Source organism: Candidatus Zixiibacteriota bacterium (genome assembly GCA_019038695.1).
Taxonomy (GTDB): domain Bacteria; phylum Zixibacteria; class MSB-5A5; order GN15; family FEB-12; genus B120-G9.
Genome location: JAHOYZ010000003.1, coordinates 33,429 through 59,458, shown reverse-complemented (window position 1 = coordinate 59,458; position 26,030 = coordinate 33,429). Strand labels below are relative to the sequence as shown.

Annotated in this window: 21 protein-coding genes; 8 read left to right on the top strand and 13 right to left on the bottom strand. The window is 50.8% G+C overall.

Annotated features, from left to right (window positions below):
• Nucleotides 1-8: 8 nt before the first annotated feature.
• From KOO62_00895 to KOO62_00845, 11 genes are all read right to left on the bottom strand, one after another.
• Nucleotides 9-911, bottom strand: coding sequence for a hypothetical protein (locus KOO62_00895; GenBank protein ID MBU8932540.1), 903 nt, complete (start codon nucleotides 909-911; stop codon nucleotides 9-11).
• 142 nt (nucleotides 912-1,053) lie between these two features.
• The gene (locus KOO62_00890) at nucleotides 1,054-1,527 is read right to left on the bottom strand and encodes a hypothetical protein (protein ID MBU8932539.1); all 474 of its coding nucleotides are present in this window, start codon (nucleotides 1,525-1,527) and stop codon (nucleotides 1,054-1,056) included.
• Between the two features lie 97 nt (nucleotides 1,528-1,624).
• On the bottom strand, nucleotides 1,625-2,287 hold the full coding sequence (locus KOO62_00885) for a methyltransferase domain-containing protein (GenBank protein MBU8932538.1): 663 nt from the start codon (nucleotides 2,285-2,287) through the stop codon (nucleotides 1,625-1,627).
• Nucleotides 2,280-2,900, bottom strand: a complete 621-nt coding sequence (locus tag KOO62_00880) for a flavodoxin family protein (protein ID MBU8932537.1) — start codon at nucleotides 2,898-2,900, stop codon at nucleotides 2,280-2,282. Before KOO62_00880 ends, KOO62_00885 begins: the two co-directional genes overlap by 8 nt.
• The gene (locus KOO62_00875; protein MBU8932536.1) at nucleotides 2,893-4,776 is read right to left on the bottom strand and encodes an ATP-binding cassette domain-containing protein; all 1,884 of its coding nucleotides are present in this window, start codon (nucleotides 4,774-4,776) and stop codon (nucleotides 2,893-2,895) included. The genes KOO62_00880 and KOO62_00875 overlap by 8 nt, the downstream gene beginning before the upstream one ends.
• Complete coding sequence (locus tag KOO62_00870) at nucleotides 4,773-6,848, bottom strand: BatA domain-containing protein (GenBank protein ID MBU8932535.1); 2,076 nt, start codon at nucleotides 6,846-6,848, stop codon at nucleotides 4,773-4,775. Before KOO62_00870 ends, KOO62_00875 begins: the two co-directional genes overlap by 4 nt.
• Nucleotides 6,849-6,857: 9 nt before the next feature.
• Nucleotides 6,858-8,756 (bottom strand): hypothetical protein, encoded by a 1,899-nt coding sequence (locus KOO62_00865; protein ID MBU8932534.1) that lies wholly within the window; start codon nucleotides 8,754-8,756, stop codon nucleotides 6,858-6,860.
• 35 nt (nucleotides 8,757-8,791) lie between these two features.
• Nucleotides 8,792-9,523 (bottom strand): 2-phosphosulfolactate phosphatase, encoded by a 732-nt coding sequence (locus KOO62_00860; GenBank protein MBU8932533.1) that lies wholly within the window; start codon nucleotides 9,521-9,523, stop codon nucleotides 8,792-8,794.
• A gap of 11 nt (nucleotides 9,524-9,534) precedes the next feature.
• The gene (gene gcvT, locus KOO62_00855) at nucleotides 9,535-10,632 is read right to left on the bottom strand and encodes a glycine cleavage system aminomethyltransferase GcvT (GenBank protein ID MBU8932532.1); all 1,098 of its coding nucleotides are present in this window, start codon (nucleotides 10,630-10,632) and stop codon (nucleotides 9,535-9,537) included.
• Nucleotides 10,633-10,763: 131 nt separating this feature from the next.
• Nucleotides 10,764-11,381, bottom strand: a complete 618-nt coding sequence (locus KOO62_00850) for a hypothetical protein (GenBank protein ID MBU8932531.1) — start codon at nucleotides 11,379-11,381, stop codon at nucleotides 10,764-10,766.
• On the bottom strand, nucleotides 11,378-11,764 hold the full coding sequence (locus KOO62_00845) for a hypothetical protein (GenBank protein MBU8932530.1): 387 nt from the start codon (nucleotides 11,762-11,764) through the stop codon (nucleotides 11,378-11,380). The genes KOO62_00850 and KOO62_00845 overlap by 4 nt, the downstream gene beginning before the upstream one ends.
• A 257-nt stretch (nucleotides 11,765-12,021) precedes the next feature.
• Here KOO62_00845 and KOO62_00840 point away from each other — a divergent pair, with 257 nt between their 5' ends.
• Nucleotides 12,022-12,765, top strand: a complete 744-nt coding sequence (locus KOO62_00840; protein ID MBU8932529.1) for a 16S rRNA (uracil(1498)-N(3))-methyltransferase — start codon at nucleotides 12,022-12,024, stop codon at nucleotides 12,763-12,765.
• A gap of 243 nt (nucleotides 12,766-13,008) precedes the next feature.
• Here the strand turns inward: KOO62_00840 and KOO62_00835 are convergent, their stop codons facing one another.
• Nucleotides 13,009-15,420, bottom strand: a complete 2,412-nt coding sequence (locus KOO62_00835; protein MBU8932528.1) for a hypothetical protein — start codon at nucleotides 15,418-15,420, stop codon at nucleotides 13,009-13,011.
• 741 nt (nucleotides 15,421-16,161) lie between these two features.
• Nucleotides 16,162-17,310, bottom strand: a complete 1,149-nt coding sequence (locus tag KOO62_00830; protein ID MBU8932527.1) for an FAD-binding oxidoreductase — start codon at nucleotides 17,308-17,310, stop codon at nucleotides 16,162-16,164.
• 173 nt (nucleotides 17,311-17,483) lie between these two features.
• Here KOO62_00830 and KOO62_00825 point away from each other — a divergent pair, with 173 nt between their 5' ends.
• The 7 genes from KOO62_00825 to KOO62_00795 all read left to right on the top strand — a co-directional run bounded on the left by KOO62_00825 (nucleotide 17,484) and on the right by KOO62_00795 (nucleotide 26,024).
• Nucleotides 17,484-19,235 (top strand): chloride channel protein, encoded by a 1,752-nt coding sequence (locus tag KOO62_00825; protein ID MBU8932526.1) that lies wholly within the window; start codon nucleotides 17,484-17,486, stop codon nucleotides 19,233-19,235.
• 312 nt (nucleotides 19,236-19,547) lie between these two features.
• Nucleotides 19,548-19,886 carry an STAS domain-containing protein gene (locus KOO62_00820; protein ID MBU8932525.1) on the top strand — a complete coding sequence of 113 codons (339 nt, stop codon included), beginning with the start codon at nucleotides 19,548-19,550 and terminating at the stop codon, nucleotides 19,884-19,886.
• 88 nt (nucleotides 19,887-19,974) lie between these two features.
• Nucleotides 19,975-20,397, top strand: coding sequence for an ATP-binding protein (locus KOO62_00815; protein ID MBU8932524.1), 423 nt, complete (start codon nucleotides 19,975-19,977; stop codon nucleotides 20,395-20,397).
• Between the two features lie 28 nt (nucleotides 20,398-20,425).
• Entirely contained in the window at nucleotides 20,426-22,684 is a 2,259-nt protein-coding gene (locus KOO62_00810; GenBank protein ID MBU8932523.1) for a PP2C family protein-serine/threonine phosphatase, read from the top strand.
• Complete coding sequence (locus tag KOO62_00805; GenBank protein MBU8932522.1) at nucleotides 22,677-23,249, top strand: NUDIX hydrolase; 573 nt, start codon at nucleotides 22,677-22,679, stop codon at nucleotides 23,247-23,249. The genes KOO62_00810 and KOO62_00805 overlap by 8 nt, the downstream gene beginning before the upstream one ends.
• Complete coding sequence (locus KOO62_00800; protein MBU8932521.1) at nucleotides 23,249-24,703, top strand: HAMP domain-containing protein; 1,455 nt, start codon at nucleotides 23,249-23,251, stop codon at nucleotides 24,701-24,703. The genes KOO62_00805 and KOO62_00800 overlap by 1 nt, the downstream gene beginning before the upstream one ends.
• Complete coding sequence (locus KOO62_00795) at nucleotides 24,696-26,024, top strand: sigma-54 dependent transcriptional regulator (protein MBU8932520.1); 1,329 nt, start codon at nucleotides 24,696-24,698, stop codon at nucleotides 26,022-26,024. Before KOO62_00800 ends, KOO62_00795 begins: the two co-directional genes overlap by 8 nt.
• Nucleotides 26,025-26,030: the final 6 nt, after the last annotated feature.

Sequence of the window (26,030 nt, the reverse complement as noted above, 5' to 3'; positions counted from 1 at the left end):
TGTTTGGGTCAGAAACGAATCCCTACAGACAAGCCGAGGCGAAACTGTGTGGCGTTGATATCGTGGGGAATCCCGAGGAATCTCTTACCCTTTTCAACTATCACGATTTCTTCTCCCGTATCAGGATCAATCTGGATTTCATCCTTGTACCATTCCTGTACTTGAGTGCCCGATGAGGTTAGATAGACAAAATCGCAGTTGGCTTCCACAAACCACTTATGCCTATTGCTGCCGCCCGGATTGAAACGCACGTCCAACTCGCTTATAAACCCCTTGCCCGTTATGCTGGAAACAGCCGTTTTCCCGCGTAGCATGTGATCATCGAAATCTGATGCGAAGACCAGCGTGAAGGCAGTTTTTCCCTGAACTGTAAGCGCGGGAGATGGAGTTAACTCAAGCTGAAGGCCGACATGTGGGAGCTTGTAGGTGACCTGATAAAAGCCCACGATTGTGTCGAGCAATGCTATTTTGAACTGTTCGCCAGTATCCCAATCCAACTGCCATCCATCGAAGCCAATGACGTCCTGCTCAATACGGTGATACCAGATACCGCCAACAATGGCCAGGTCTGTCGATGTCCCCAGTGTAGCTACTGATATTCCCCCCTCCAAAGTCAGCAGTAGCGATTTCATCTCGACATTGGATTCGGTGTAAGAGAACTTTTCGATTACGTAGGTGCGAAGATTCCACCAGTCATGATCGAGCATTTTCCCGCCGGGGTCACCGATATTTGTGTAGGCTCCGATCTCAACCCAGAATGGACGTCCGGATGCGGATTTGTTCTTGAATCCCGCTGTGCCGCCAGCCATCATGCAATCCAGTGGGAATTCGAGTTGGCTTTTCAGGTGCAGGTTATCAGAGCCATCCTCGAAATTCATTTCCATCACATACTCGGTTTTGCCAAACGACATTCCTACGTATGGTTTCACATAGAAGGAAATGACCGGTGAGTAGGTCACTGCTTGCTGGGGTGCAGGGTTATCGCTTGCTTGCCCCAAGAACGGAAAACAAAGGGACAACGTCAGAAACAGTATTGTGAAAAGAACGAAGTTGCTAGTTGTCTGCATGTATTAAGTTCGTCTTATAGTAAATTTCGTCGTGACGCACACCGGTGTTACCGTTAATGAAGATATGGTTCGGATATCCGTAAATGCTGTCATAGGTAATAACAACGTAATCAGCATCGCTCGAAGATTCGATCAGATCAAACAGATCGTCGATTGTTCTGAACCAGATAATTTCGTAGTTTTCCGGTTCCCGGTTTTCTCCAAGATTGACAGCCCCGGCTATCTCATTATCCTCAATCTCCAGTTGCACCCAGCCTTGAAATCCGGCCGGTCCCCAGAAACCAACCTTTTGGTCAATGGTATAGTTGTCGATATCGTTACTCTGCCATGTCGCCCTTGCGGTTTGATTAGGGCTTTCTGTCTGATCAACCGGTCCGAAGGATGTATCCGGTTCTCCGCAGGCCAGCCATATTGTACTCAGAATAGATAAGAAGAGCACAAGAACCGATAGTCTGGACATATGGTGTTCTTCCCATTCATAATGTTCACCATTAACTGATGCAATATAACGAATTGGGTGGTCCGGTCAATACTGAATCGCAGATGTCAGCGCAATTCTAAACGGCGCCCTTTTTCAGCAGGATTGACCAGTAATACGTTTTGTGGATCAAGCGGGCGATGTGAAAGCGGCGGGCGAAAATATCAACTAGCTCATCTTCGGTGAAGTAATTCTTGAGGATGATATGTTCCTCGTCATTATCCAGAAATCGTCGCTTATAGTTGTTGCCGTATTCGTCAACATGATGCGATTCGTTGGTCGGGCCTTCGGCGGGAGGATTGTTGTCGATCAGCCAGATAAGGCCGTTGTTTTTTAGGGGGTGCTGGATTTGTTCCAGGAAGGAGTGATGCTCTTGCCGGGGATGGTGAGAGAACCAGAAACCAACTACAATCAGATCGAACGCGCTGCCGGCAAACGGTAGTTGTTCCAGATCGGAGCGACAAAACATAACCGGGCAATGGTACTTTTTGCCGCGCGCAATGGCAATCATCTCCGGCGAGATGTCACTGGCGACAATCGAAGCTGCTGTTTCGGACACGATACTGGTCCAGTAGCCAGTGCCGCAGGCAATCTCAAGCACTTCTTTTCCGGTCGAGATATCACGAAGAAACGTCGCTTCGTCATCAATCTCCTGCCGACGTTCAGGGGCTTCGCGGTAGTAGATCTGCTCGTACTCCGGGGCGCGCAGGCGGTAGTACATTTCTGTATCTCTGTCACTCATGGTTCTGCTCTATTTCGGTGGCCAATTCGTGACCGAGTTCTGTCGCTTTGTCTAGTGTTTCGCCGTCGTTGCGGACACCGCCCACCGTAACAAAATCAGTCGAGCGATAAGTAACCAGGCCTTTGTTGATTACTTCGGTCCATTTGAAAAATCCGGCTACAACTCGACGAGCGCCTTCGGTCCAGCCGCGTTCGCCTGCTGCCAATATGATCGCTCCTGGCCGCGTCCGGTCAATACGTCGGACGAAAGCATGATCGGTGTTGCGTCCCTCAAAATCAGGAGGACGAAAACAATTACAGCGATCAATGAACGCTTTGGCCTGAGCCGATACGGAATCAAAATATACTGGTGAGCCGAACAACAGGCAGTCACACTCAATCACCGATCTGTAAACATCGACCAGGTCGTCATCGTAGGTGCAGAAATCATTTTCGGGTGCTTTGCCGCATGCCTGACAGGGCACGAAATTAAGGTCGTTCAGTTTGATAAATTCCGTAGACACTTCCAATGATAGACTTAGCTTGGCAGCGACCGTGTCCATGACGTGTTTCAGGAGAAAGTCAGTAGACGAACCTGTAACCGGCGAGCCGGAGATGGCCAGCAGTTTAATCAAGCTCAGTGGCCTCCAATTGCTCAAGAGTTGCGAACAGATCCAGGAGCCGGTCTTCGATTACGGTTTTGCGTTCAGTCGCTGCGTTTAGTTTCTCCCAATCGGAGCGTGGGATATTCTGGCGGATGTCCGCATCAAGCACGGACAGTTCCTTTTCCATATCCTTGATCTTGGACCTGGTGGACAGAATCGCCTTTTTATGTCGCGCTCGGCGTTTGGACTTGTCTTTGAAAGCGAGATAGGCATCTTTGGATTTTGGTGCCTTGGGTTCGGGGGAAGGCTCAGCCTCGGCTGTCTTTTCCCTGAAATATGAATAGTCGCCGTCGTAAATCGTAAGTCGTCCGGCACTTAGATGAAAAATCCGGTCCACTACCCGATCAAGGAAATGACGATCGTGGCTGACAATGAGGCAACTGCCGTCATAGTCGCGGAGTGCTTCCTCGAGCGCTTCGCGGGAATCCAGGTCAAGATGATTGGTAGGCTCATCAAAGATGATGAAATTGGCTGGGTGATATAGCAAACGGGCCAGCGCCAACTTGGTCTTCTCGCCGCCCGAAAGTGTCTTGACCATCTTGAAACAATCTTCACCGGTGAATCCGAATCGAGCAAGGAAAGAACGAATCCTGTTGCCGTCAGCGGTGGGATCAAGATTCCAAATTGTGTCCAGGGACGTAGTATTCGGCTCCAGGTCAGTCAGCTCCTGGTCGAAATAGGCAACGTCAAGGTTATTCCCCAATCGAATCTCGCCCGAAGTCGGAGCCAGAACGCCGGTCAAAGCGTGCAATACAGTGGTTTTGCCAGAGCCGTTACGGCCGATCAGCCCGACCTTGTCTCCACGATAAAGATCAAATGACACGTCACTAACAACGTCGTTGGAACCATAACCGAGCGCTACATTCTGCACTTCAAGAACATGTGCGTATGATCGCCCTGATGATTGCATCCGGATAGCTGGTCCCTGCCCGTCGCTTCGGGGGGGAGGCAACCGCTTGATACGCGACAGATACTTCAGCTTGGATTGGGCTTGTTTCGTTTTCTGCCCGGCCATGTTACGGCGGATATATTCCTCGACGCGCTTGATCTCTTCCTGCTGGTGTTTGTAATGGTGTTCGTGAAGACGTCGGCGTTCTTTGCGCTCGTTTATGTAGCGGTCAAAGTCGCCTTTGTACACATGAAGTCGTCCGAATTGAACTTCCCACACCTGCTGTACGGTATTGGAAAGGAAAGTGCGATCATGAGAAATGACAATGTAGACCTTGTCGGCCTGGGTGAGGTATCCTTCCAGCCAGACAGTCGACTCAATATCCAGATGGTTGGTCGGTTCATCCAGGAGCAGGAGATTACCACGTCCGGCAAGGGCACGAGCCAGACCGGCGCGGTTCTTTTCGCCTCCCGAGAAATTAGCGATACGTTCATGGTGGCGGTCTTTTTCAAACCCGAGACCGTGAAGGATAGTACCAACCTCATGTTCGAAGGTGAATCCACCCAATGTCTCAAACCGGGGTTGTAGATAGCCAAGGCGGTCAAGGCTGGCTTTGTCCTCCGGTTGCCGGGCCAGAAGTTCCTCCAGCGTACGCATTTCACTTCTCATGTCGAGGAGGTCCTGTCGGGCTGAAGCAACGTAGTCAAACAGCGACAGATTCAGGATGTCTGTTTTGTCCTGAGCGATATAGTCGATGACGCAGCTGCGAGAGCGGGTGATACTGCCATCATCTATATCCATGTTGCCGACCAGTATTTCGAACAGGGTCGTTTTGCCGATGCCGTTTTTCCCTACCAGTCCGATGCGGTCGCCGGTCTTGATCGTAAATGAGACTTTGGTCAGGATGACCTGGTCGGAGAACTTCTTTGAGATGTTCTCAGCGGCCAGGAGTGTCATGATTCATCCTCGGGGGGAGTTCCCCGGGCCAACAGCATTTCGCTGATCAAGAGCATTATCGCGAGCCAGAGGAACAGGGGCCACAGCTCCTTGCCGAAGCGAAACTCACCTATAGCGGCTGATAGAGTCTGGTCTTGTTCAAGCAGGCAGTATTTTTGCGCACCAATAGCAGTGGCGAATGACTCCGGATCAGTGGCCGATAGATCGCCTTCGAGGGGATCGATGTTCACTGCGAAGCGGTCGACCTCACGGCCCAGATAGCGTACCTGGTTGATCCCCGGTTGGTCAGTAGGTTGCACTCGAAGAATCAGGCTGGCCTGGTCCTCCTCCGGTGTCAGATAATATAGGAGGTTGTCGGGGGTGATCATTTCAAGTGACGAGGAGGCCGACATGCCCAGCGCAATGGAGCGCACGATGTTGTCTCCCACGAAGAGATCACGGTCGTAACTCGACAGATCGGAGGCGAGGTATTCTGCGATGCGAGACAAGAACGGCACAAACATGGCATGGCCGGTCAGGTCGGAATACCTGGGGCTGAGAGGTCCGGTGAAGGTAAGTACCCGTCCGGAGCCATAGCTGTTTTCCACCAGGGCGGGATGGTTGCCGGAGAATCTGGCCAGAGTGGTGGCATCGTCGGTAGAGTGGACTTGAGGCACCGTATAGAATTTCAGTTCCGGTATTTTGTTGGACTCAAAACCGAAGATCGAAAACACCGGGTGGTTTATATCGACCGAGGCAAGAGAATAGTACCCGGCTCGTGTGACCTGGCTGGCCGCGGCTTTGTCGAACACCAGTCCGGTAGGTTCTGACCATGATTTGTTGAAGAGTCCGGTGTCGGCAACCGAGCCACATGCCACCAGCATCGATTTGCCACGCCTGACGAAGGACCGAGTCCGTTCCACAAAAGTAGGGGAGAGACCGGTCGGGCTGGTGACAAAGATGACATCATAGTCGGCGAGATCTGTTCCACCGAGGTTATCAGGTGCGACCGTTTTTACCGACCAGTGCTGATTGAGCGCTGGCGATGGTGCCAGGGCAAGGGATGTCAATTGGGCGACTTCCCCCTGACCAATAAGCAGGATATTGAACTGCCGGGGAATGTGGAAGCTGAAAAAACGCCGGTTATCGGCGGCATATTTGTCATCCGAAAGTTCTACATACCCACTGTGGAAGCCGCCCCGTGATACTGTTCGAGTGAAGCGGACAACTGTCTCCTGATTGGCCACAGTTTTTACATCGACCTGAGTGACACGGTGGCCGTCCATGAAGAGCGATGCGATAATATCTGAGCGATCACGCGGACTATAGTTCTTGATAGTAACGGTGATGTCGAAATCATGTCCGGGAAGTAGCAGGTGGCTGCCGAGGTCTACGTCGACGATGCCACAATTGTCGTCCTCCTCCAGTGGGATATCCACGAGGTAGACCCGCGCTTGACAATCGTCCAGAATTGTGCTGTCCGGCAGTGAGCAACGTTGACGGTCGCTCAGGAGATACAATTCCCGGTTGAGATTGTCGGCTGTGTTGAGCAGGTCAGCTGCTTCTACAAGGGCGGCTTGAAGGTTGGCCCGACCGTGACCAGGCGTCACTCGTTCCAACCATTCTCTGGCGGTGGCCATTGAGCCAAATCCAGAGAGTGCTTCATAACTACTACTCCCGCCCATGGCAATGAGAGCCACTTCGTCTTTGTCTGCGAATGAATCCAGCAATTGGTTTGCCCGTTTGCGGGATAGTTCGAAAAGGTTGCCGTCGCGGACTTCACGATTCATCGATGCTGAATTGTCAAACAGGATGACGGCAGAGACCGAGGCGTGAGTTCCTATGCTGCCGGACTGGGTGGCGGGACGGGCGAAGGCAAGCACTATGGCCAGCAGGATCAACATGCGAAGAAGCAAGAGAAGAATCTGGCGGATTTTGAGCCGCCGAACCTGTTGCCTTTTCATTGCTTGTAGATGTTTGAGGGATGAAAACTCGACAACCTTCACGCGACGGCGTGAGAACAGGTGTATGATCAGCGGAATCAGGGCCGCCAGACCGGCTATAAGAATCGAGGGGCTGAGAAAGCTAAACACGGTGTTGCTCTATTGCGTATAAGGTTGATCGAGGAATCTCCGCGCTTCCTCCTGATGGTAATGGGCGGCCGCTCCAGCCAGGACAGCTCCATAGAAATCACGGGCAGCTTGACGCTGGCCCAAAATATCATTGGCTTTTCCAAGCCAGAGATTAATCATGCCAATATAGAATGGTCGCGTTTCGGTGAACAAGGCTGCTTCCAGATAGTTCAGTGCATTACCGGCATCTTGCAGGCCCAGCGTTGATATCCCCATCCACAAGTGAGCGGTCGGATTGGCCGCAGAAAGCTGCAATTGTTGTCCGAAAGCATTAAGGCCGTACTGATAGTATTCCTCCGCCTTGGTTCGGTCGGACTCCTGTCCGGAGATGGCCAGTAAATCGGCCAGCATTATCCTCGCTTCAGACTGCGCCTGTGGTTGGGCATGATTGGCAATGACCGCCATGAGATTCATACGCGCTTCCAGTGTATCACCTGTGAGCAAATGATTCAATCCCAGATTGCAACGCAAGAAGTTGTTGGTCGAGTCGAACTCCAGGCCATGTTCAAGATCACGGCGGGCCTCCTCGTAAAGGCCATTCATCATCTTATATCCAGCTAAAGACAGCGTTGAGAGTGATTCATTCGGACGCAAGACAAGCAATGCCTGCTGGGCTTCGGTTGCTCCATAGTAGTCCCCGACAAGAAAGCATGCCTTCTTCAGGACCGTAAGAGCCATCAACGAGTCCCCGGGTGTAGCGGCCATGGTAACCATGCCCTGGGCGTAATCGTTCATGAGGGAATAATCAAACATCGCCTCAGCCCGGTCGACGAATGCTCCGAGCTGGACGAGCGAAAAAGTAGTCGTGTCAACATATGTTAACCACTGTTGCTCCAGACTGTCCACTGATTGTCCATATGCTTTGGTCAACTCCGTGGCTAGATTAAGGTCGTCGGCGTTAATGAATAGTTGGCGGAATCGGTCCAGACCATAGGTATCGATCAGGAACTTCACAAAGGTTGCGCAACTGCGGTCGGCCACGGCTGGCGGGGCCTGTAAGAACGTATAGGTGTCTAGCAGTTCGTCCAAAGGAATCGCCCGACCATCGGCTATCAATTGCTTCATATCAAAGGCTGCTAGCGACAAATAGCCCGCCACACCTTCCGACAGGAAAGGAGGGGCATAACCGAATTGCCGGAGTATTGCTGTCTGTAGAATCAGGAACGGATCGGCCGAATTGACTCCCGGTGCATATAGAGCGAAGCTGGTATTGCGGGTCGGATCGATCACCTGTCCGAATCTCATGTCCCAGATTACCGAATTAAGGGGGCAAGGACACAAAAACAGTTTGTGTTTGCCCGGCAGGTTGAGGCCGAAGATATTTTTAAATTGTCGGTATTCAAACTCCATCATTCCCTTGACCGTTTCCCAGTAGAAATCTCCTAACGAATTGGGGATGAAGTAGATGTCCAAATGGGCCGTTGGATTGAATTTGAATGTTCCTTTTATCCCGTGATCGAACTCACACCGATTGGGGTCGATATCCACTCTCTCTAGAGGAGTCAGGACCAGTGAGTAGCGCCCGTCGTTCTTGCCGATGATGTCATTGATCTTAGCAGGTAGTCCGTATTCAACAGTGAAGTTTCGTGAATATGTACGTGCCGACGAACCCAATGTGACCAGGTGAACGGCAAAAGTACAACGACTGCTGTCGATTGCACTCAATTGGATGTCGGTCGAAGAAGTCAGCAGGAATCCAGACGCTGTGATATCCCTGGCGAGATTTATGGTGTCGGTCAGCAGGAGATGTTGCTCCCCCAGGCTGTCGGACTGGTATACGGCGATGGCAAACTTTACACCGTCCGTCGCTCCGGCTGAACCGATCAGCGAAAGCGCGAGAATAAAAGAAACAATCAGCAATCTTGTCATAGTCTATTATACCTACGGAATTGAGGGAAGGCTCACTATTTGATTTCCTGTGCAACCAGTCGGCCATCTACCAATATGGGCAGGACCGGCATCGAGTCGGTCGCGGTAGCGATAGCAACGTCTTTTCCGAATCCATCCGAAGTCAGACGTCGACCGTGTTCACCATGACTGACGGTCTTGTCCAGGGCTGACTGGTTGGTTCGGCATAGTAGCAGGGCAAGCGAACCGGCATCGTTTAGTTGCACCTTTGTTTTGTGGTTCGCACTCAGAATGTGGATCAGCATCCCAGCGCACAGAGTGTCCTCGATTGAAAACCCGCCGTCGTTACCGGCGCACACAATCAACAGGTCGCGTTTTTCGTGGGCGATATGTGCGGCTACCGAAGAGACATTGACGATTCCGCCACACAATACCAAAGCTGCTTTCTGGGCTTTACCGAAAATCGCGGTTCCATTAGTAGTGGTCATGACGACATATTTGCCGCCCACTGCTTCGGTCGTAAACTCGCTGGGGGAATTGCCAAGCTGGAAGTTCTCAATTCGTTGATTGTTGCGTTCACCGGCCAGAACTGCCATGTCGGCACCGATCCTGGTCCACATCTCTGCAGCCTCTCCGGGTCCGGCCGTGGGGATCACACCGCGAGCGCCAGCCATCAGGGCGGCACAGGTAGAAGTGGACGACCGAAGGACATCGATTACAACCACGCTTTTGTTGTCAACTGCCGCTTGTTCAAACGGGAACGGGGTTAGATAGAGGTCTACTTTCATAGTCTATCGGCTCACTTGTGCGAAGTGTTCTTGTAGAACGGTGGTTTTACGACAACCGCAGGGGCGGTCTTGTTGCGGATCGCAATTGACACAGTTGAACCCGACTTGGCTTTTCGGCGAAGGACATACCCTAGAGCAATCGGTTTCTGCAGGCTGGGGGAGAACGTCCCTGATGTTACATTGCCGATAACTTCGTCACCATCAAGAATATCATATCCCGGACGCGGAATAGCCTTTCCCTCCAGCTCCAGGCAAACCAGACGGCGTTTCGGCTTTTCTTCTTTCTGACGGACCAGAACATCGTGGCCGATGAAGTCTTTATCAAGCCTGACTATCCATGACAGACCAGCCTCGATTGGTGTCGTTGTCTCATCAATGTCGTTGCCATAGAGTGCCATCTTCATTTCCAGGCGCAGGGTGTCGCGTGCTCCCAGCCCAATGTGTGCCATGTCATATTTACTACCGGCCTCTACAACAGCCTTCCAGACGGAATCGGCATATTGGGGGGCGATGTAGATTTCAAAGCCATCCTCACCAGTGTAGCCGGTGCGTGAGAACATCATCGTTTCACCCGCCACAGGTGCCTCGACCCAGGTATAGTAAGGCATGTTGGCAAGGTCATGATCGGTGATCAGGCTCATCACGAGTTCTGCTTTCGGACCCTGGATAGCCAGCAGGCTCGTATAAGGCGATCGATCTATCAACTCGGTATCAGCTGTCAGGTTGGAGCGCAACCAATCGAAATCTTTCTCGATGTTGGCGCCATTCACTACGAGCATATAGCTGGCCGGCAGGCGATAGATAAGCAGATCGTCGACGATCCCTCCCGAAGGCAACGTCATACAGTTATACTGAATCTGACCTACCTCAAGGACAGCCACATCATTGGTCGTCACCTTCTGGAGAAAATCAAGCGACCGGGGGCCGGAGACCTCAAATTCACCCATGTGAGAGAGATCAAACAGGCCGACGTTATTCCGCACGGCCAGGTGCTCGGCCGTAATGCCCTGGTACTGAATCGGCAATCGGTATCCGGCAAAGTCAACCATCTTCGCGCCCGCGGCGATATGCTGATCGTGAAACGCTGTCTTGACAATTTCTTCCGACATAACGGGTTGTTCACCTGAGGGATCGGGTTACTTAATTTATTGCAGGGAAATAACCAGTGTAGTACGGAATTGTCAATGTCTATGTTGGGCAGCTGTTGCGGCAGGCACTTGCGCCTGCCGCAACGAGCATATCAGAATACGAGTCCACCTCTGATCTGGAAATTAAAGCCACCGGTATTGCCGAAGTCTCCAAGGGTGGGATCCGGGTCGTAAATGAAGTCGAAGGTTGTTCTGGCTCCAAGAATGAATGGTCCGCTGAGGAGGTAATCTACTCCGACCGCCATGTTGCCGGACAGGCCGAAGTCTCTCTGCTCGTAGAGCCACTTGAACTGAATCTCACGGAAATTGAGTCCCACTCCCAATTGACTGTATAGATTAAGACGCTCGTTTTCTAAGAGCGAAAAAGTCACCGTAGGAACGACGTAAATGTTGCGGTATTTCAACGGAATGTCGCCTTTATCCAGTTCCAGATATCCACCGTATGCTCCCACAGAGAGACGCCCACTTATCCGTATTTCTGCACCTCCCGCAACGCTGAGCGCGTCGCCGTAAATGCTGCGCATCTTACCCCGGGCGGGAGTGAAAAAGCCACCCTGCACCCAGACCTTGTAGTTACTCTCACGCTGATCAGCTATTGCCTCGGAAGACACCGTTGCCGGAATCAGTCCTATAGAGACAATCAACAGGCATATTGCAAGAACCAGCACTCGGGAAACTCCGTGGTTGGTTAGTCTGCGTGAATCCTTCATGATCCCAGCCCTCCCAGAAGATCGACCTGGCGTGCTGTCAGATCGGCCGCCTCAAGTTCATAGATGTAGAGTCCAACATCGACCGGTTTACCATCCTTGTTTGTACCATCCCACGCAATCTGAATCTGGCCAGCAGAGGTAGTGCCCTGCCAGGAGCGAATCGTGTAGCCGGTAACATTGAGTACGCTAAGAGTGTATGATCCCGGGGCGGGCATACTAAACCCGATCAAGATGTTGTTGGTCTCTGTCTGCGAAGTAACCTTAAGGTTAAGCCCCTCATCATACTCAGCCAGAGGGTCACTTCCTGTAGGACCGGTGTCGTGCTCAGAGCAACCGACCACCAGAAGGGCCAGCAATGTCAATAGTAAGACTAGTATTTTCATAGAGTCAGAACCTTCCATGTTTTGCTCATGTTTGTCGCATAGTAAGTTTACTTTGATGCACTGTCAAGAGCGTGGGGGTGTCTTCTGCCAGATGTACTGTGGGCGGCAGACGCCCCCGTCCGTCCTATTTCGTCAATGGCGGCCGGTGGTCCTCTTTTTTGTTGGACCCAGCGGACTGCAAGGTTAGCGTTTGTAATGTATGTGGATTGTAGGAACCGAAGGGAGCCTGTGGAGAGCCTATTGAGTCTGGCGTTGCTATGAACCTGATTATTCTCACAGAAGCTGACAGCAGGGGAGAGTTTTCCTACCATCTGACCGACGGACGAGCAGAACACATTCGAGTTATCTTACGCAGTCAGCCCGGAGACAGTGTCGAGGTGGGCCTCCTCGACGGCCCGCAAGGGACAGCAATTATCGAAAAGGTCACTGATAATGAAGTGGTGCTGCGGTGTGGACAATTGGCGCAAGTACCTGATCCATCGCCGATAGTTGACCTGATCTGTGCTCTGCCGCGACCGCAGACTCTCAAAAAAGTGCTACTAACTTCGGCGACGATGGCTGTGCGGCGGATACATCTGATTCGGGCCAATAGGGTCGAAAAAAGCTATTTCCATTCCCCTTTGCTTCAGCCGGAAAACTACACGCCGTTTCTTATTGAGGGACTTAGTCAGGGCAAACACACCCGACTGCCGGAGGTTACTATTCATGATCGCTTCAAGCCGTTCTTTCTGGACAAGCTTCCCGAACTTCAGAGAGAAGAGAAGAACACTTTGTGTTTATCCGATCCCTCAGCCGAAAGCTGTTTCTCAGACGTGTACGACAGAAAAACCACCTCGGTGGGCGTGGCGATTGGGCCGGAGGGAGGTTGGGTTCCGTTTGAAATTGACCTGATGAAAGACCATGGCTTTCAGCCCTTCTCGCTTGGCCGCTGGGTACTTCGTGTCGAGACGGCCGTCGCAGGCGTGCTGAGTCAGTTGGAAATGGTGAGGATGATGGGGTAACAGCATTAGTAGGTCAGGACCCTTGTGTTCTCCGACCCCCTAATTCGTAAGGTGTTGTGTACGTATATATTACGTCATAACGTGTTATGCCGGACTAATTTAGTCATTTTTATTTGGTTTTGTTTGTTTGTGTCTGGTTTTATCTGTTTTTGCCACCCGTGGGCACAGATTGGGCACAAAAGAGAGCGACCACTCCTCGATGTGAGAAGTGGCCGCTGGCTCATCGTAGTATCTGATCGTTCTCTACGGACACGCCACCGGTGGTGGACCGCCAGTGAACAAATACGCTACCAGATAAGTTAGGTCGGCTATATTGATCTCGTCATTGCCGTCTATATCACTTTCATCTATACACGACGGCTCTGCCCCACCTGTGAATAAGTACGCTACGAGATATGTCAGGTCAGCAATGTTGATTTCATCGGGCAATATGTAGTCGACATTGCCGCGTATGCCGTCGCCGTTGCAGCAGGAAGGTGGGGCTGTAGTTACATTAATAATACTAAATGAATCGAGAAGGGCAGCTTGGACGGTTGCACCATCAATTGATTGTATAGTGTGGCCGGAGATTGCAGGATAGAAATGAACCTCGTAGAATACAGTATCAGGATTAGATCTTTCTCCTGTTTTCCAGATGAGATCAAACCAGTCAATGCTACCCCCCAGCATATCAAGAAGCATTGCGGCCCCGGCTCCATAGTATAGCTGGCCTTCAAAACAGAGCGTTATGTCTGCGCCCATAATCCATTCGGCCGTTGTAGGGCCAGCACTACAGTAGTACGTTGCGAATATGCTGTCGGCACCTATTGGTGCGAAGTTAGCGCTAAAACCAATACTGTCTGGGTGGAATTCGACACTCAGGACACCCAGTGATTGACCGGGAGTGTCATTCACTGTTCCGGAAAATGAGTGCTGGAGATACGATCCGACAGGCATTTCGTGAGAGTTTATGTCTCCTGTTCTTATTGATAAGTAATCGGTCTCGCCAGCCTCGATGGATACACCATCATCACCACTGGAGCCGATATTATCAATAGTAAGCATGCCATCGCTTGCTTCAAAAGTAGCCGAACCAAGAGCACAATAGACACTATTAAACATGGCTATACCTTCATAGGGAATGGCTGCCATTGGTGTCTCAGTCAGTGATATCTGAATATCTGAGATGAAGTCATACTGATAAGTTGAGTCGTCTGGATAGATGATGACTAAATCAGCCACTACAGGACTATGTGCGGCGATAGTAGCCTCCATCTTCGCTCCTGTCGTTCCAGGGCCACCTCCACTTTCTCTGCCCGCCCAGGTTATGCCGCCTGCTTTTGCTGCTTTGATTAGAGCATCTCGTGTAGCAGCATCATGAGCAGCCTTTCGTGCCCGAGCAGCAGCCTCACCGCTTGTCCTTACTGCCGCGGCGTCAGCTCGTGGAGTCATTGTCCCAGCATCAATCCACTTGTACCGGAACGCTTCTCCGGTCAGACCAGACGCTCCATCCACATAGAGTCCTTCATTTACTACTGCCACGGTGAATGAGGGTGATCCGCAGAATACGAAATCCGGAATGACTGCAGTCTCGTCAACAACTGCAACTTCATCCACGGTTGTAAGAGGTTGGTTTGGTATTCCATCAATCTGACCAATGATGTCATAGTGAATAATGTCGCCATCTTGAGGTGGAGTGTCAAAATAACTCTCAAACACCACTCCGGTTACCTCACCAAGATCAATTTCTACACCAGCTTCACCCGGATCTCCATTGTCGAAAATAATCAACTCACCATTTACAGTATCCAGGCAACTTGAGCCATAGGAAGTGTGTTCCAGGCCAAAAATCTCAACCGTTTGCGGGGGCCGTGCCAAAGCAGGGTCGCAACAAGTAGGTACCGGATAACCGCCGTACGGATCGAAAATCGACGTATCCTGTGTTGTGATAAACTCTACTATAAGTATCAGATCCAGTGAGTCTACAAGGCAGTCGCCGTTAAGATCCACATGATATAGCGGAGCCGTTAGACTGGCGCAGTTAATGAGAACATTTGACAACTCCACAGCATCCGCAAGCTCGAAGGGAGTACCATTTCCGTTGGCATCGCCGTCGGCGTAGCAGGTATCGGGCATAACGATATTCCAGCAGTACGGGCCTTCCCAGTCGGGGATAACCGTACCGGTTGGTGTTACCCACAGCCAGGTATTGGATGGCGGAAACCATGTCGAATCGATGCAAATCGTTCTACCGACCTCGGAGGAGTTGATCTGAGTTTCGATCGAGAACAGCTCCAGGCCAGTAAGGCCGTTAGGAACGCCTGCACCTGTCGCCACGGCGATGATGCCAATAGTGTCGTCGCTTGTCCCATTGACACTGAATTCATTGACAGAAGCTTGGAAATCGAAATAAGTTGCTACACTACTGCCGATCGTGGTTGTCGGTGTTTGCCAGACGGCACCGTCGGGCGAGTAGATACGGATACCGTTGGAGATTCCAATCACATTCTCACCGGTGTTGTTATCCATCTTGCCCTCAATAGTCAAAGGCGTGTTGGCCGGGATGTAGTTCGTTTCCGCACCCGGGATATCGATATAGAATCTAGCCTCGCCTCCGGAAGCCGCCAGCAACATCGCTGTCACAGCTAACATTGTAACTGCCAATAGATTTTTCATCACCTGTTTCCTTTGTGGTTTTGCTCTTTTTGTGATGTTCCTTTGAGCCTTCCCTGAAAGTGCAATGTATCCATGAGATTTTTTCCATACTCACGTTCCTTTTATTGTATGTCGTGATTTTCCGAGTTGATTATCTTTCACCACTTCTGAACTCACAAATCGAATTTCTCATATATAGCGGACACAACCGAATAAGGTCTAACACCTGCTGGATACCCAATCGTGGAGAAGGGCAGAGAGTTGAAGACTACGGTGCATGTTACCAGAGAGGATAACCCCACAATCGCACTCCTGCAAAATGCATTCATCATCACTTCCAGCTCTGGCATTGTAGTTCACAAAGAGATCCGCTGATCTATTCCCCTGTTCCCCGATCCCTCTCCATAGATCGTTAGCTCGAATCATGTTATAGACAAATCCTAACATCGTCTCGTAGGAATATCAGTATGTTTTCGTGGTGTCATGCCGTGTGGTTGTAGGATCGCCCTGAAGTATAATGGACCACTTGGTACATGTCAAGTGAAAAATGGCGTATTGTTAAGGGACAGGGGGACTCAGCTGGAGGTTCACGTTCGTACCGTTGATCCAAATAGCCTCGTAGAATCAGGACCCTTGCGGTCCTGACAATAGTGTCAGGTTGGCAAGCAACCGAAACCTACCGGGGGATGGCGGAACCGCTAAGGGGGTTCCGCCCTACTAAGAACTTGAAAGACGGTATTTACTAAGAACAGGCTATGCCTGCTAGATCACATTTGTCTCGTTGACGAGGGTGCCAACCGCGAAACGGTCTGGGGCCAGGGCTGTGATGTCCACCGATGGTTGCTTACCCGAAAGAATCTCCGCCGTTACCAATCCTGCTGCGGGGGCTTGCATGAATCCATGACCGGAGAAACCAGTACAATGGAAGACGCCTTTTATTCCCCCGTCGTAACCAATGATGGCATGATGGTCAGGGGTGATTTCGTACAGTCCCGCCCACTGGTTGGCAACTTCAGCTGTCTCTAACTGCGGGATTCTGTCCAGAGCCTTTTCAAGGATCGTGTCGGTATAGTCGGGGTCGATGGAAATATCAAATGACGGCTGAACCGAGGAGTCGGCCCATCCCAGAAGCATTCCCTGTGATTCCTTATGGCAGTAAAGACCCGATTTGACATCGACGACCATTGGGAAATCGGGTTTTATAAAATCAAGTGCTCCAGTGGTCACGATCTGTCTTTTGACAGGTTGAACGGCGACCTTGGATCCCAACATGTCGCCGATCAATCCCCCTTGTGGTCCGGCACAGTTGATAATCATTGGCGTACTGATGTTGCCCTTTGGGGTCGAAAGACCGGTGATTTTGCCGCCTTCGATGGCAATAGCGGTAACTTCAGCTTCAAGTTCGATATCAACGCCCATGTCACGCGCGGCGTGTTCGTAGCCGGAAAGAAACTCGTGAGGATCGCCGAGGCCGTCATCGGGGGAGAAAGTGGCCAGTTGGATGCCTTCGAGACTGATGTGCGGTGCGCGGGCAGCAATATCGTCCGGTTTGAGAAGCTCGACGTTGAATCCGAGCGACTTCTGTAACTCATATTGATTGGTGAACTGGCTGACAGCATCGTCCTCTTCAAGGAGAAACATATAGCCCACCTGGTCAAACAGTGCATCATGTCCGGTGTCTTCTTTGAAGCGGCAAAAGAGTTTCTCCGAAAGCATGGACATTTCGACATTCACTTTTGTCGAGAATTGAGCACGTATCCCTCCGGCAGCTTTTGATGTTGCTCCCGATCCAAGGAATGATTCTTTCTCCAGGACGACTATCTGACCATATTTTGCTTTAGCCAGGTAGAACGCCACCGACAAACCAATAATCCCACCGCCGATAATGACGGCATCAGCCTTTTTGCGCATGAAAACAACCTCGCTGCCTAAAACCCAACTAAGATGAACTTATCACAAGGAAGGTACATTCTGGGAGAATAATGTCAAGTCCCTGACGGCGGTTTGATCCAGGAAGGAATTAGATGCAGCCGCGTCCAAATACCTCTTGCCAAATAATGGAAATGGAATACATTCGTCATACTATGCGCGTGCCCAATCTCGACAAAGTGCTCCGTCAACTACAACCGTCCGGTACGACTGTTCTGATCATACTGGCGGTTTTTGTAGGTTTGGCTACAGCTTTTGGAGCGATCGGTTTTGTAATGCTCATCAGGTATTTTAATGATCTATTTTTTGGGCTTACCGATCAGATTCTCACGGAAGGTTTGGGCGAGTGGGACATCAAGTGGTGGTTGCCTTTGATCCCAATGCTGGGCGGATTATTAGTTGGGCCAATTGTCTACAAGTTTGCCAGTGAGGCTAAGGGGCATGGTGTTCCCGAAGTTATGAACGCCGTGGCACGTATGGGCGGTATTATTCGGCCCCGGGTCGCGGCGGCCAAGACGGTAGCCTCAGCGATCTGTATAGGTTCGGGTGGATCGGCGGGTCGTGAGGGACCGATTGTTCAGATTGGTTCTGCGATTGGCTCGACGGTCGGGCAGATGTTTCGGATGTCTGGTGATCGAGTTCGAATTCTCGTCGGTTGTGGTGCGGCGGCTGGAATTTCCTCAGTCTTTAATGCTCCTATCGCTGGAGTCATATTCTCACTTGAGATAATTCTGGGCGACTTCGCGATCAGCACTTTTTCTCCAGTAATTCTCTCATCGGTAGTGGCGTCGGTTGTCACGCGATCATTTATGGGCGATCATCCAGCTTTTGAAGTCCCGGCGTATTCTCTGGTTTCGGCCTGGGAAGTGCCCCTATATGTGGTAATGGGTCTTCTTTTGGGAGCTACCGGTATGGGCTTCACACGGGTTCTTAGTTTCTTCGAAGATGTATTTGACAGACTCAAGATGTCACCGATGCTCAAACCGGCCCTGGGGGGATTGTTGTTGGGCGGGATCGCGATGTTCTACCCGCAGGTTTTGGCGGACGGATATGAGACAATCAAGTTGACCCTGCACGGTCAGATTGGTATCGGGCTGTTGGTAGTGCTCATCTTCATGAAGCTGATGGCGACTTGTTTGACGCTGGGGTCGGGCAACTCAGGGGGGATATTCGCGCCGTCCCTGTTCATGGGAGCTGTAGTCGGGGGAGCGTTTGGTGTGTTGGTTCATTCACAGTTCCCCGACATCACCGCCAGTCCGGGTGCCTATGCTTTGGTTGGCATGGCCGGTATGGTGGCGGCCACAACACATGCGCCTATCACCGCCTTGTTGATTATCTTTGAGATGACATCCGACTATCGAATAATTCTACCGCTGATGGTGACCGTTGTTTTCTCCGCTTTGGTGGCCAGGCGGCTGTATCCGTACTCAATCTACACGGTCAAACTCATTCGTCGCGGTATTGATATTCGAGGAGGTCGTGATATCAATGTTTTGCGATCACACAAGGTGATTGAGATCATGGATAAGTCTTTTGAAACCATCTCAGCCTCGGCTACCCTCCAGCAGATATTCGCTCGCGTTGAGACGAGTGGCGATTCGTATTTCATTGTCGTTGATCGACAGGACCTTATTCGCGGAGTTATCTCATTTCAGGATTTGCGATCACTGTTGAGCCAGCATACGCTCGACAATCTGGTTATTGCCAACGACCTCGTGAAGGAGGATACGGTGGTGTTGAATCATGATGATGACCTGGAGAAAGCCTTTGACATGTTTGGTGTGCAGGATTTCAAGATGATTCCGGTTATTAACCAGAAAGAAGGCTGCAAGGTTATCGGTGTTCTGCGTCGGGACGACCTGATTGAGTACTACAACAAGATGCTCCTCGAAACGTTGCGACGTTAACTCTCAACTCCAGAGTAGAGCATTGCGTCCATAACCGTTTATCACTGTAAACTGCGTACAATCGGGTATCCCAAAGAGCGTCGGTTTTGAGAAAGCCCTTGACTTGTCCGGTTGTTTCTTACTCTTTGTGTTTCGAAGCGTAAGTGCTTTTTGGGCTGTGAATTACGGTCTATTTCGACCAGCCTTCGAGTGACTGTCGTGGTTGGTTCCAGCAAGCGGTTTGTGAATCCGAGGCTGAAGTGAGAGCCGGAAACTATGGATGTTACCAATACGTACAACAAATAAAGTACAAACATAGGAGGTATGGACAATATGAAATTGTCCGATCGCGAACAGAGTGGAGTGATCGTTCTGGAACCTAAGGGCAAGATTATGGGCGGTCCGGATGCAACCTTATTGCACGACAAGCTTCATGAGATCATCGAAGCCGGGAAGAAGAAAGTTGTAATCGATTTATCCCGGGTCGATTGGATGAACTCTACCGGTTTGGGTATTCTGATCTCCAGCTATACTACCCTGCGTAACAGTGAGGGAGAACTGAAACTCGCCAATGTTACTGACAAGATTCAGTCGTTGTTGGTTATCACCAAGCTGGTTACGGTTTTCGATGCTCATGATAGTGTAGAGGACGCCATCTCGTCGTTTGAGTAATCAACGAGAGGTTGCGACCACTGGCAAAGAAATCGTTATGGCGGTCTGATCCTGTCAGGCTTGCCTTTTCCCTGGAGACTGATACAACATGGACAATCCTGTAATTACCGGGAACAAGATCACAATTCCACCCAATCTGGAGTATCTCGCCGACGTTGATTCCTTCGTTGAAGGTCTTCTACGTGGTTTCGAGGCCGAGGAGTCGATCGTTGCCGACGTGGCCATATCGGTCTCGGAACTGGTCAATAACGCCGTGATACACGGGCAGAAGGCAGCACCTGATGAGGCGGTTGTTGTTGAGGTTGAGTGTAATAACGGTGAAGTAAAAATCACGGTATCCGATTGTGGTGGGGGATTCGATCCCGACCAACTAGCTGATCCTCTGGCTGATGAAAACCTCATGAAGGAAGTCGGTCGGGGGCTATTTATCGTGAAGTCATTGATGGACAAAGTGGATATCAATGTATCGGGCAATGGAACTACGGTTGCAATTACAAAGACAATTAAGTGACCTTTGAGGTAGAGAACATTTCCTTGAGATGAATGCTGATCTGATTAGATCTGTTTCGTTCACGCTGACCGGTGGATTCCTGGTCTTTCTGGCCCTCACCGTGGTGCGTGACAATTTAGCCAACCGGCTCAACCGTGTTACCGGTGCGATGTTGTTTTTCGCCGGACTTGGTCCGTTGTCTCTGGCCCTTGGTATTGTAGTCAGTCAGTCTGCTGAAGCTTCCCTTGGTTTTCGCGATTCCACCCTTTTCAATCTTCAGTATGTTTGGGAGTTTTTCTTCCCGTTCCTCGTGCTGTTTTCGATGATCTTCCCTGAGGATAGATTCAAGGATTTTCAACGTACTCGCCTGCCCTATCTACTCTTTATGCCGGCGGTGTTGCACCTGCTGCTCATGCTTTTCTATGGCCAATTGGCTGGATTACTTGGCTCCTTGAAGATTGACCCCGATGCCGGCGGATTCTCGCGGATTATTTTGGTCCCGATGCAACATCTGTTCTCGTTGATTCTGTTGGTAATCAGTTTTATCAGAACCTACCATACGACTATCTTTGGGTGGCTCAGCGTAGCGTACGTACTGATAGCGATCTACTGTATGGAGTCGGGCCGGCGTCTTGTGACCAACCCACGTTTGCTAACCCAGACTCGTATCGTGTTTCGAGGTATGTGGTCTGGCCTGGGTATATTCGTCCTGTCCTTCGCAGGCAATCTGATACTCCCCGATTTATTCACCGAGGGTGTCACCTCTGCTATGCTGGTGTTTGCTAGCGCAATCGGAGTTGGCATGATTGTCTATGCCACGGTCCGATACCAATTTCTTGATGTTCGCCTGCGTTTTCGACAATCGTTTGTGTATACCATTACGTCCGCCCTGCTGGTCGGGATTTACATTGTTCTGGTGATGCAATCGAAAAGCCTCCTTCAGCCGATTTTCGGAGCTCAGACGGAGATCGTCAGCTATGCTCTCATTATTCTGATTTTACTTTGTTTTCAGCCCATCAACAGCGGGATGGATACCTTTATTCGCTCCGTATTTATGCGGACCCGTACAGATCATCAAAGCGCTATAGAGCGTTTTTCTCGACAGGTGATTTCGCTTTTTGATCCTCTCAAACTACGTCAGATCATCGAAGAAACACTTAAGACATCTCTTCTGGTGGAGAGAGTCTACTTCGTATTGTATGATGACGAGATTGAGGAATACGCCATTCTCCGCAGTGACGACTTCTCCCGGCGTGTGGCGATCGACCGCGATGACCTTCTTCTGCGCGGAATCAATATGCTGGAGTCGCCGACCTATCTACATTCTCTGGCTGATTATATGGAGGATTCCAAGTTAGCGGGGATGCTCAAGGAGCACGATGTTCGACTAATTCTACCAATGAAGGATGCCGAGCACATGCTGGGCTTTCTCGCCCTTAGCGGTAAGGTCGCAGGGTACAAGTACTCGGGGGACGATTTTAACCTGCTTGGAGTATTGTCTAATCAGATGGTGACCGCGCTGACCAACGCGCGGCTTTATGTCGAATCGCTGGAGCGGGCTCGATTGCAGGAAGAAGTCTCCATGGCGCGACAGATTCAACTTGATCTTTTGCCATCCCATCCTCCAGCACTGGACACCGTTGCTATTTCGGTACACTCGACACCCTCACGTACAGTGGGGGGAGATTTCTATGATTTCATTCCCATTGATGATCGCCGTTTGGGTATTGTCATCGCTGATGCTTCGGGCAAGGGTATGCCCGCAGCACTGATGATTGCTCAGATTCAGGCTATCATCCACAGCGAAGTCAACAACGGCAGTCGCATTGCAACTATGTTTGGCAATATGAACGAGCAGCTAGCGGCGGCAACATCGCCCGAAAAATACGTTACCATTTTTTATGGTGAACTGGACATCGTTCGTGGTGAACTGGCTTACTGTAACGGTGGGCACAACTACCCAATATTGGCTCGGGCTGACGGACAGATCGAACTGTTGAAAGTTGGTGGTCCTCTGGTGGGAGCTTTGCCACAGATGGAGTATACATCAAGTTCGATTCGCATGGAGTCTGACGATGTGCTATTCATGTTCACTGATGGTCTATCTGAGGCGATGGATGAAGATGAACAGGAGTACGGGGAAAATCGAATTCGCGAATGGGTATCCTCGCGGCGTGATGATTGCGCTCAGGGTATTATGGATTACATTCTCGAAGATGTGCGAAACTTTGACCCAATATTTCCACCACGCGATGACACCACTGTTATTTCTATGAAACTTAATAACAAGGTTCGTTTCGATGGATGACCAGCACCAGGCATTTGATGCAGACAAACTACTTGCCCGAAAGAATAATCACTGTGGTTATGCGTTCTGTCCTTTGTGCTCCGCGGTACTGGAGGAGAAGGACATTGACGGCCGGATGCGGATGGCCTGTACTGGACCCGAATGTGGTTTCATTTTCTATCAGAACCCGGTACCAGCCGCCGGGGCTTTTATTGTTGAAAACGATCAGATTCTACTCGTCAAGCGAGCTCATCCCCCACGGATAGGGTGGTGGTGCTTCCCGGCCGGATTCATGGAATGGGGCGAGCACCCGCGCGATACGGTGGTTCGGGAAGTGAAAGAAGAAACCGGGCTTGATATTGATCTGGGGCCGTTTTTTGAAGTATACTGTGGCGATGACGATCCCCGAACCAATGCTATCCTGTTGCTGTACCTGGCCGATGTGGTCGGGGGCGAACTGCAGGCAGCCGATGATGCTCTTGAAGTACGTTTCTTTAGCTTCGACGAGCTTCCGGACAAAATAGCTTTCGAATCTCACATCCAGGCCCTGGCTGACTATAACACGCGTTTTCGCCAACAGCCATAATGTCTTCAGTATTTGGAAAAAGAATATTCCGGCTGCTGTTGGTTTTCGCTCTTGTCCCTTCGGTTCTCCTGACCGTAACAGGTTATTACATAGCCACTGAGACGGCTGAGATGACATCGGCGGCGACCAGCGATCATTTCCTGAACTTAGTCGACTACTTTGAGCGCCAGACGACTACTCTCATTGGTACTGATATTGATGTGCTGATTGATGACAGCTCTGCTTCGACTTCATTTGTAAACTTCGTTTTGTTGACAAGATCGGGAACATGTATCCAGATTGCGGGAGATAGCCTGCTTGCACCTGATGTTATCGCCCAGGTATCAGAGGCTGTCAATCGCAGACCTGATGGCTTTGTTGAGGTGGACAGTCTGGTATTACAGTATTCAAGCCGAGAGATTAGTGACTCGGAGGTGATCCTTGCTGGTGTTGTATATGGGCAAGAGTATTCAGCCATGATGGACTCGTATCGTTCTGATCGTATTCGTCAACTATCAAGAGAGCGATTGTTTGGTCGTTATCTTGGGTTCCTGGCGTTGTTGTTTGCTGGCCTGGTACTGGTGGCGGCAGGTTTGGCCTACTATTTGTCACGTCGTGTTTCGGAGAGTCTTTCGCGACCGGTGGCTCAGTTGGCTCTCGCTTCCGAAGCGATTGCTGGTGGAGATTTTAATCAGAAGGTTACCACTCATGCGACAGGTGAGTTAAGGACGTTAGTGGAGAGTTTCAATCACATGGCCGCTCAACTGGAAACGACAACGGCTCAACTGGCCCAGAGCGAGCGCGTGGCCGCGTGGCGCCATGTGGCTCGTCGATTTGCCCATGAGTTGAAAAATCCGTTGCAGCCGATCATGATTTCCCTGTATCAAATTGAGAAGGCGTTGAGTGACAAGTCAGCATATGATGCTGTGAAAGAACCTCTGGGGGCGGTTGCGGACGACATCAAGCATCTGACCCGTCTGGCGGAACGGTTCTCCGCACTTGCCAAACTACCTCCACCGAAAATCGAGGAGACCGACCTGGTAGAGTTGTTGCGATCCGTGACAGAACTGTACCGCGAGCAACTAACGGAGTATGATCTTGAACTCGAATTACCCGCTCCCCCAGTGCACGTAGAGCTTGACCCCACTTACTTTCGGGAAGCTTTGCACAACCTGCTCAAGAATGCGAGGGAGGCTACTCCGGTTGGGGGCAGAATAGAATTGTGCCTTCGTGAGGAGGACGACCTGGTTCGGGTTGTTGTCCGCGATTATGGTTGCGGTATGACAGAGAATGTTAAGGGGACGGCGCGTATCCCATATTTTACTACCAAATCAACCGGTAGCGGTTTGGGGTTGGCTATAGTAGAACGAACCGTAAGTGAATTATCCGGGTGCCTTGATATTACATCAATGCCTGAGGAAGGCACTGTCGTGACGATGACAATTCCGAAGACTCAAGGGGGACTTGATGTCTGAGCGTGTCCTCATTATTGATGACGAGCCTGGTATCACCCGGTCGTTTTCATCGCTACTTGGCGACGAGGGATATCTTACAGTTTGTGCTGGAAGCGGTGACAAAGGAATAGCAGCACTACGCAAGCAACGGTTTGATCTTGTGCTTCTGGACCTCAATATGTCGGGAATGTCCGGGCTGGATTTTCTGCGGGCTCTATCTGACATTCCAGTATCTCCTGCGGTTCTGGTCGTCTCAGGTCAATCGGACATCCCGACTGCTCTGGAGGCGATCAAGCTCGGAGCTGTTGACTATTTGGAGAAGCCGGCACCACCTGAGAAACTTCTCGCCAGTGTACGATCAGCCTTGTTGTTGGCCACGGCCAATCGACAACGGATGATTCTGGTGGGGGAGATGGAATCGGAATCGCAGATTATTGGCCATTCACCGACAGTGGAGAAACTTCTAACAGCTGTAACTAAGGCCGCTCCAACTGACGCAGGTATTCTTGTCACTGGCGAAAACGGAACCGGCAAAGAATTGGTTGCTATGCGTCTTTTTCTCCAGAGTCATCGATGTGACCAGCCCTTTATTAAAGTCAACTGTCCTGGCATACCAACAACCCTGTTTGAATCCGAGCTGTTTGGCCATACGAAAGGTGCCTTCACAGGGGCGGTCAAGGACCATCCGGGTAAGTTCATTCTGGCCGATGGCGGGACATTGTTTCTGGATGAGATTGGTGACCTGCCAATAGAATGCCAGGCGAAACTACTGCGCGTAATTGAGACGGGGGAGGTAGAACGGTTAGGGGAGACCGAGGCGCGCCTGGTGGATGTGCGTCTAGTTTGTGCCACTAACCGTGATTTGAAAAGCTTGATCTCCGAAGGCCGATTCCGCGAGGACTTGTTCTATCGCATCTCAGTTGTTACTATCGAAGTACCGCCGTTGCGAAGTCGCCGTGAGGACATTCCTCTGCTTACCGGTGAGTTTCTGCGTCGGTTTGATCCAGGGGGTAGCTGCCGTTTGTCACCTGAGGCGATGGCATACCTGACGACGCTTGACTATCCAGGCAATATCAGACAGCTAAAGAACATGATTGAACGGCTGACGATATTCCATCGTGACCGAACCGTTACAGTTGACGATCTTCTTGACATGGTGTCGAGTGCCGAGGAGGATGTGTCGATGTCTCTGGCGGATCGTCTGACCGGTTACGAAAAACAGCTGCTCTCTGCGATGCTGGTCGAGACGAAAGGGAATATATCGGAAGCCGCTCGTAGGCTGGGTATGGACCGTGCCAATCTATCGCGGAAAATTAAGGAATTTGGATTGAAGAAACCGTGAACTGAT

What these genes read in the sequence shown, in the direction of transcription:
- KOO62_00820 (MBU8932525.1), top strand. Translation starts at nt 19,548, where the DNA reads ATGAAATTGTCCGATCGCGAACAGAGTGGAGTGATCGTTCTGGAACCT.
- KOO62_00830 (MBU8932527.1), bottom strand. Translation starts at nt 17,310, where the DNA reads ATGCGCAAAAAGGCTGATGCCGTCATTATCGGCGGTGGGATTATTGGT.
- KOO62_00835 (MBU8932528.1), bottom strand. Translation starts at nt 15,420, where the DNA reads ATGAAAAATCTATTGGCAGTTACAATGTTAGCTGTGACAGCGATGTTG.
- KOO62_00875 (MBU8932536.1), bottom strand. Translation starts at nt 4,776, where the DNA reads ATGACACTCCTGGCCGCTGAGAACATCTCAAAGAAGTTCTCCGACCAG.
- KOO62_00865 (MBU8932534.1), bottom strand. Translation starts at nt 8,756, where the DNA reads ATGACAAGATTGCTGATTGTTTCTTTTATTCTCGCGCTTTCGCTGATC.
- KOO62_00840 (MBU8932529.1), top strand. Translation starts at nt 12,022, where the DNA reads ATGAACCTGATTATTCTCACAGAAGCTGACAGCAGGGGAGAGTTTTCC.
- KOO62_00810 (MBU8932523.1), top strand. Translation starts at nt 20,426, where the DNA reads ATGAATGCTGATCTGATTAGATCTGTTTCGTTCACGCTGACCGGTGGA.
- KOO62_00795 (MBU8932520.1), top strand. Translation starts at nt 24,696, where the DNA reads ATGTCTGAGCGTGTCCTCATTATTGATGACGAGCCTGGTATCACCCGG.
- KOO62_00895 (MBU8932540.1), bottom strand. Translation starts at nt 911, where the DNA reads ATGTCGTTTGGCAAAACCGAGTATGTGATGGAAATGAATTTCGAGGAT.
- KOO62_00800 (MBU8932521.1), top strand. Translation starts at nt 23,249, where the DNA reads ATGTCTTCAGTATTTGGAAAAAGAATATTCCGGCTGCTGTTGGTTTTC.
- KOO62_00850 (MBU8932531.1), bottom strand. Translation starts at nt 11,381, where the DNA reads ATGAAGGATTCACGCAGACTAACCAACCACGGAGTTTCCCGAGTGCTG.
- KOO62_00805 (MBU8932522.1), top strand. Translation starts at nt 22,677, where the DNA reads ATGGATGACCAGCACCAGGCATTTGATGCAGACAAACTACTTGCCCGA.
- gcvT (MBU8932532.1), bottom strand. Translation starts at nt 10,632, where the DNA reads ATGTCGGAAGAAATTGTCAAGACAGCGTTTCACGATCAGCATATCGCC.
- KOO62_00815 (MBU8932524.1), top strand. Translation starts at nt 19,975, where the DNA reads ATGGACAATCCTGTAATTACCGGGAACAAGATCACAATTCCACCCAAT.
- KOO62_00885 (MBU8932538.1), bottom strand. Translation starts at nt 2,287, where the DNA reads ATGAGTGACAGAGATACAGAAATGTACTACCGCCTGCGCGCCCCGGAG.
- KOO62_00845 (MBU8932530.1), bottom strand. Translation starts at nt 11,764, where the DNA reads ATGAAAATACTAGTCTTACTATTGACATTGCTGGCCCTTCTGGTGGTC.
- KOO62_00890 (MBU8932539.1), bottom strand. Translation starts at nt 1,527, where the DNA reads ATGTCCAGACTATCGGTTCTTGTGCTCTTCTTATCTATTCTGAGTACA.
- KOO62_00860 (MBU8932533.1), bottom strand. Translation starts at nt 9,523, where the DNA reads ATGAAAGTAGACCTCTATCTAACCCCGTTCCCGTTTGAACAAGCGGCA.
- KOO62_00825 (MBU8932526.1), top strand. Translation starts at nt 17,484, where the DNA reads ATGCGCGTGCCCAATCTCGACAAAGTGCTCCGTCAACTACAACCGTCC.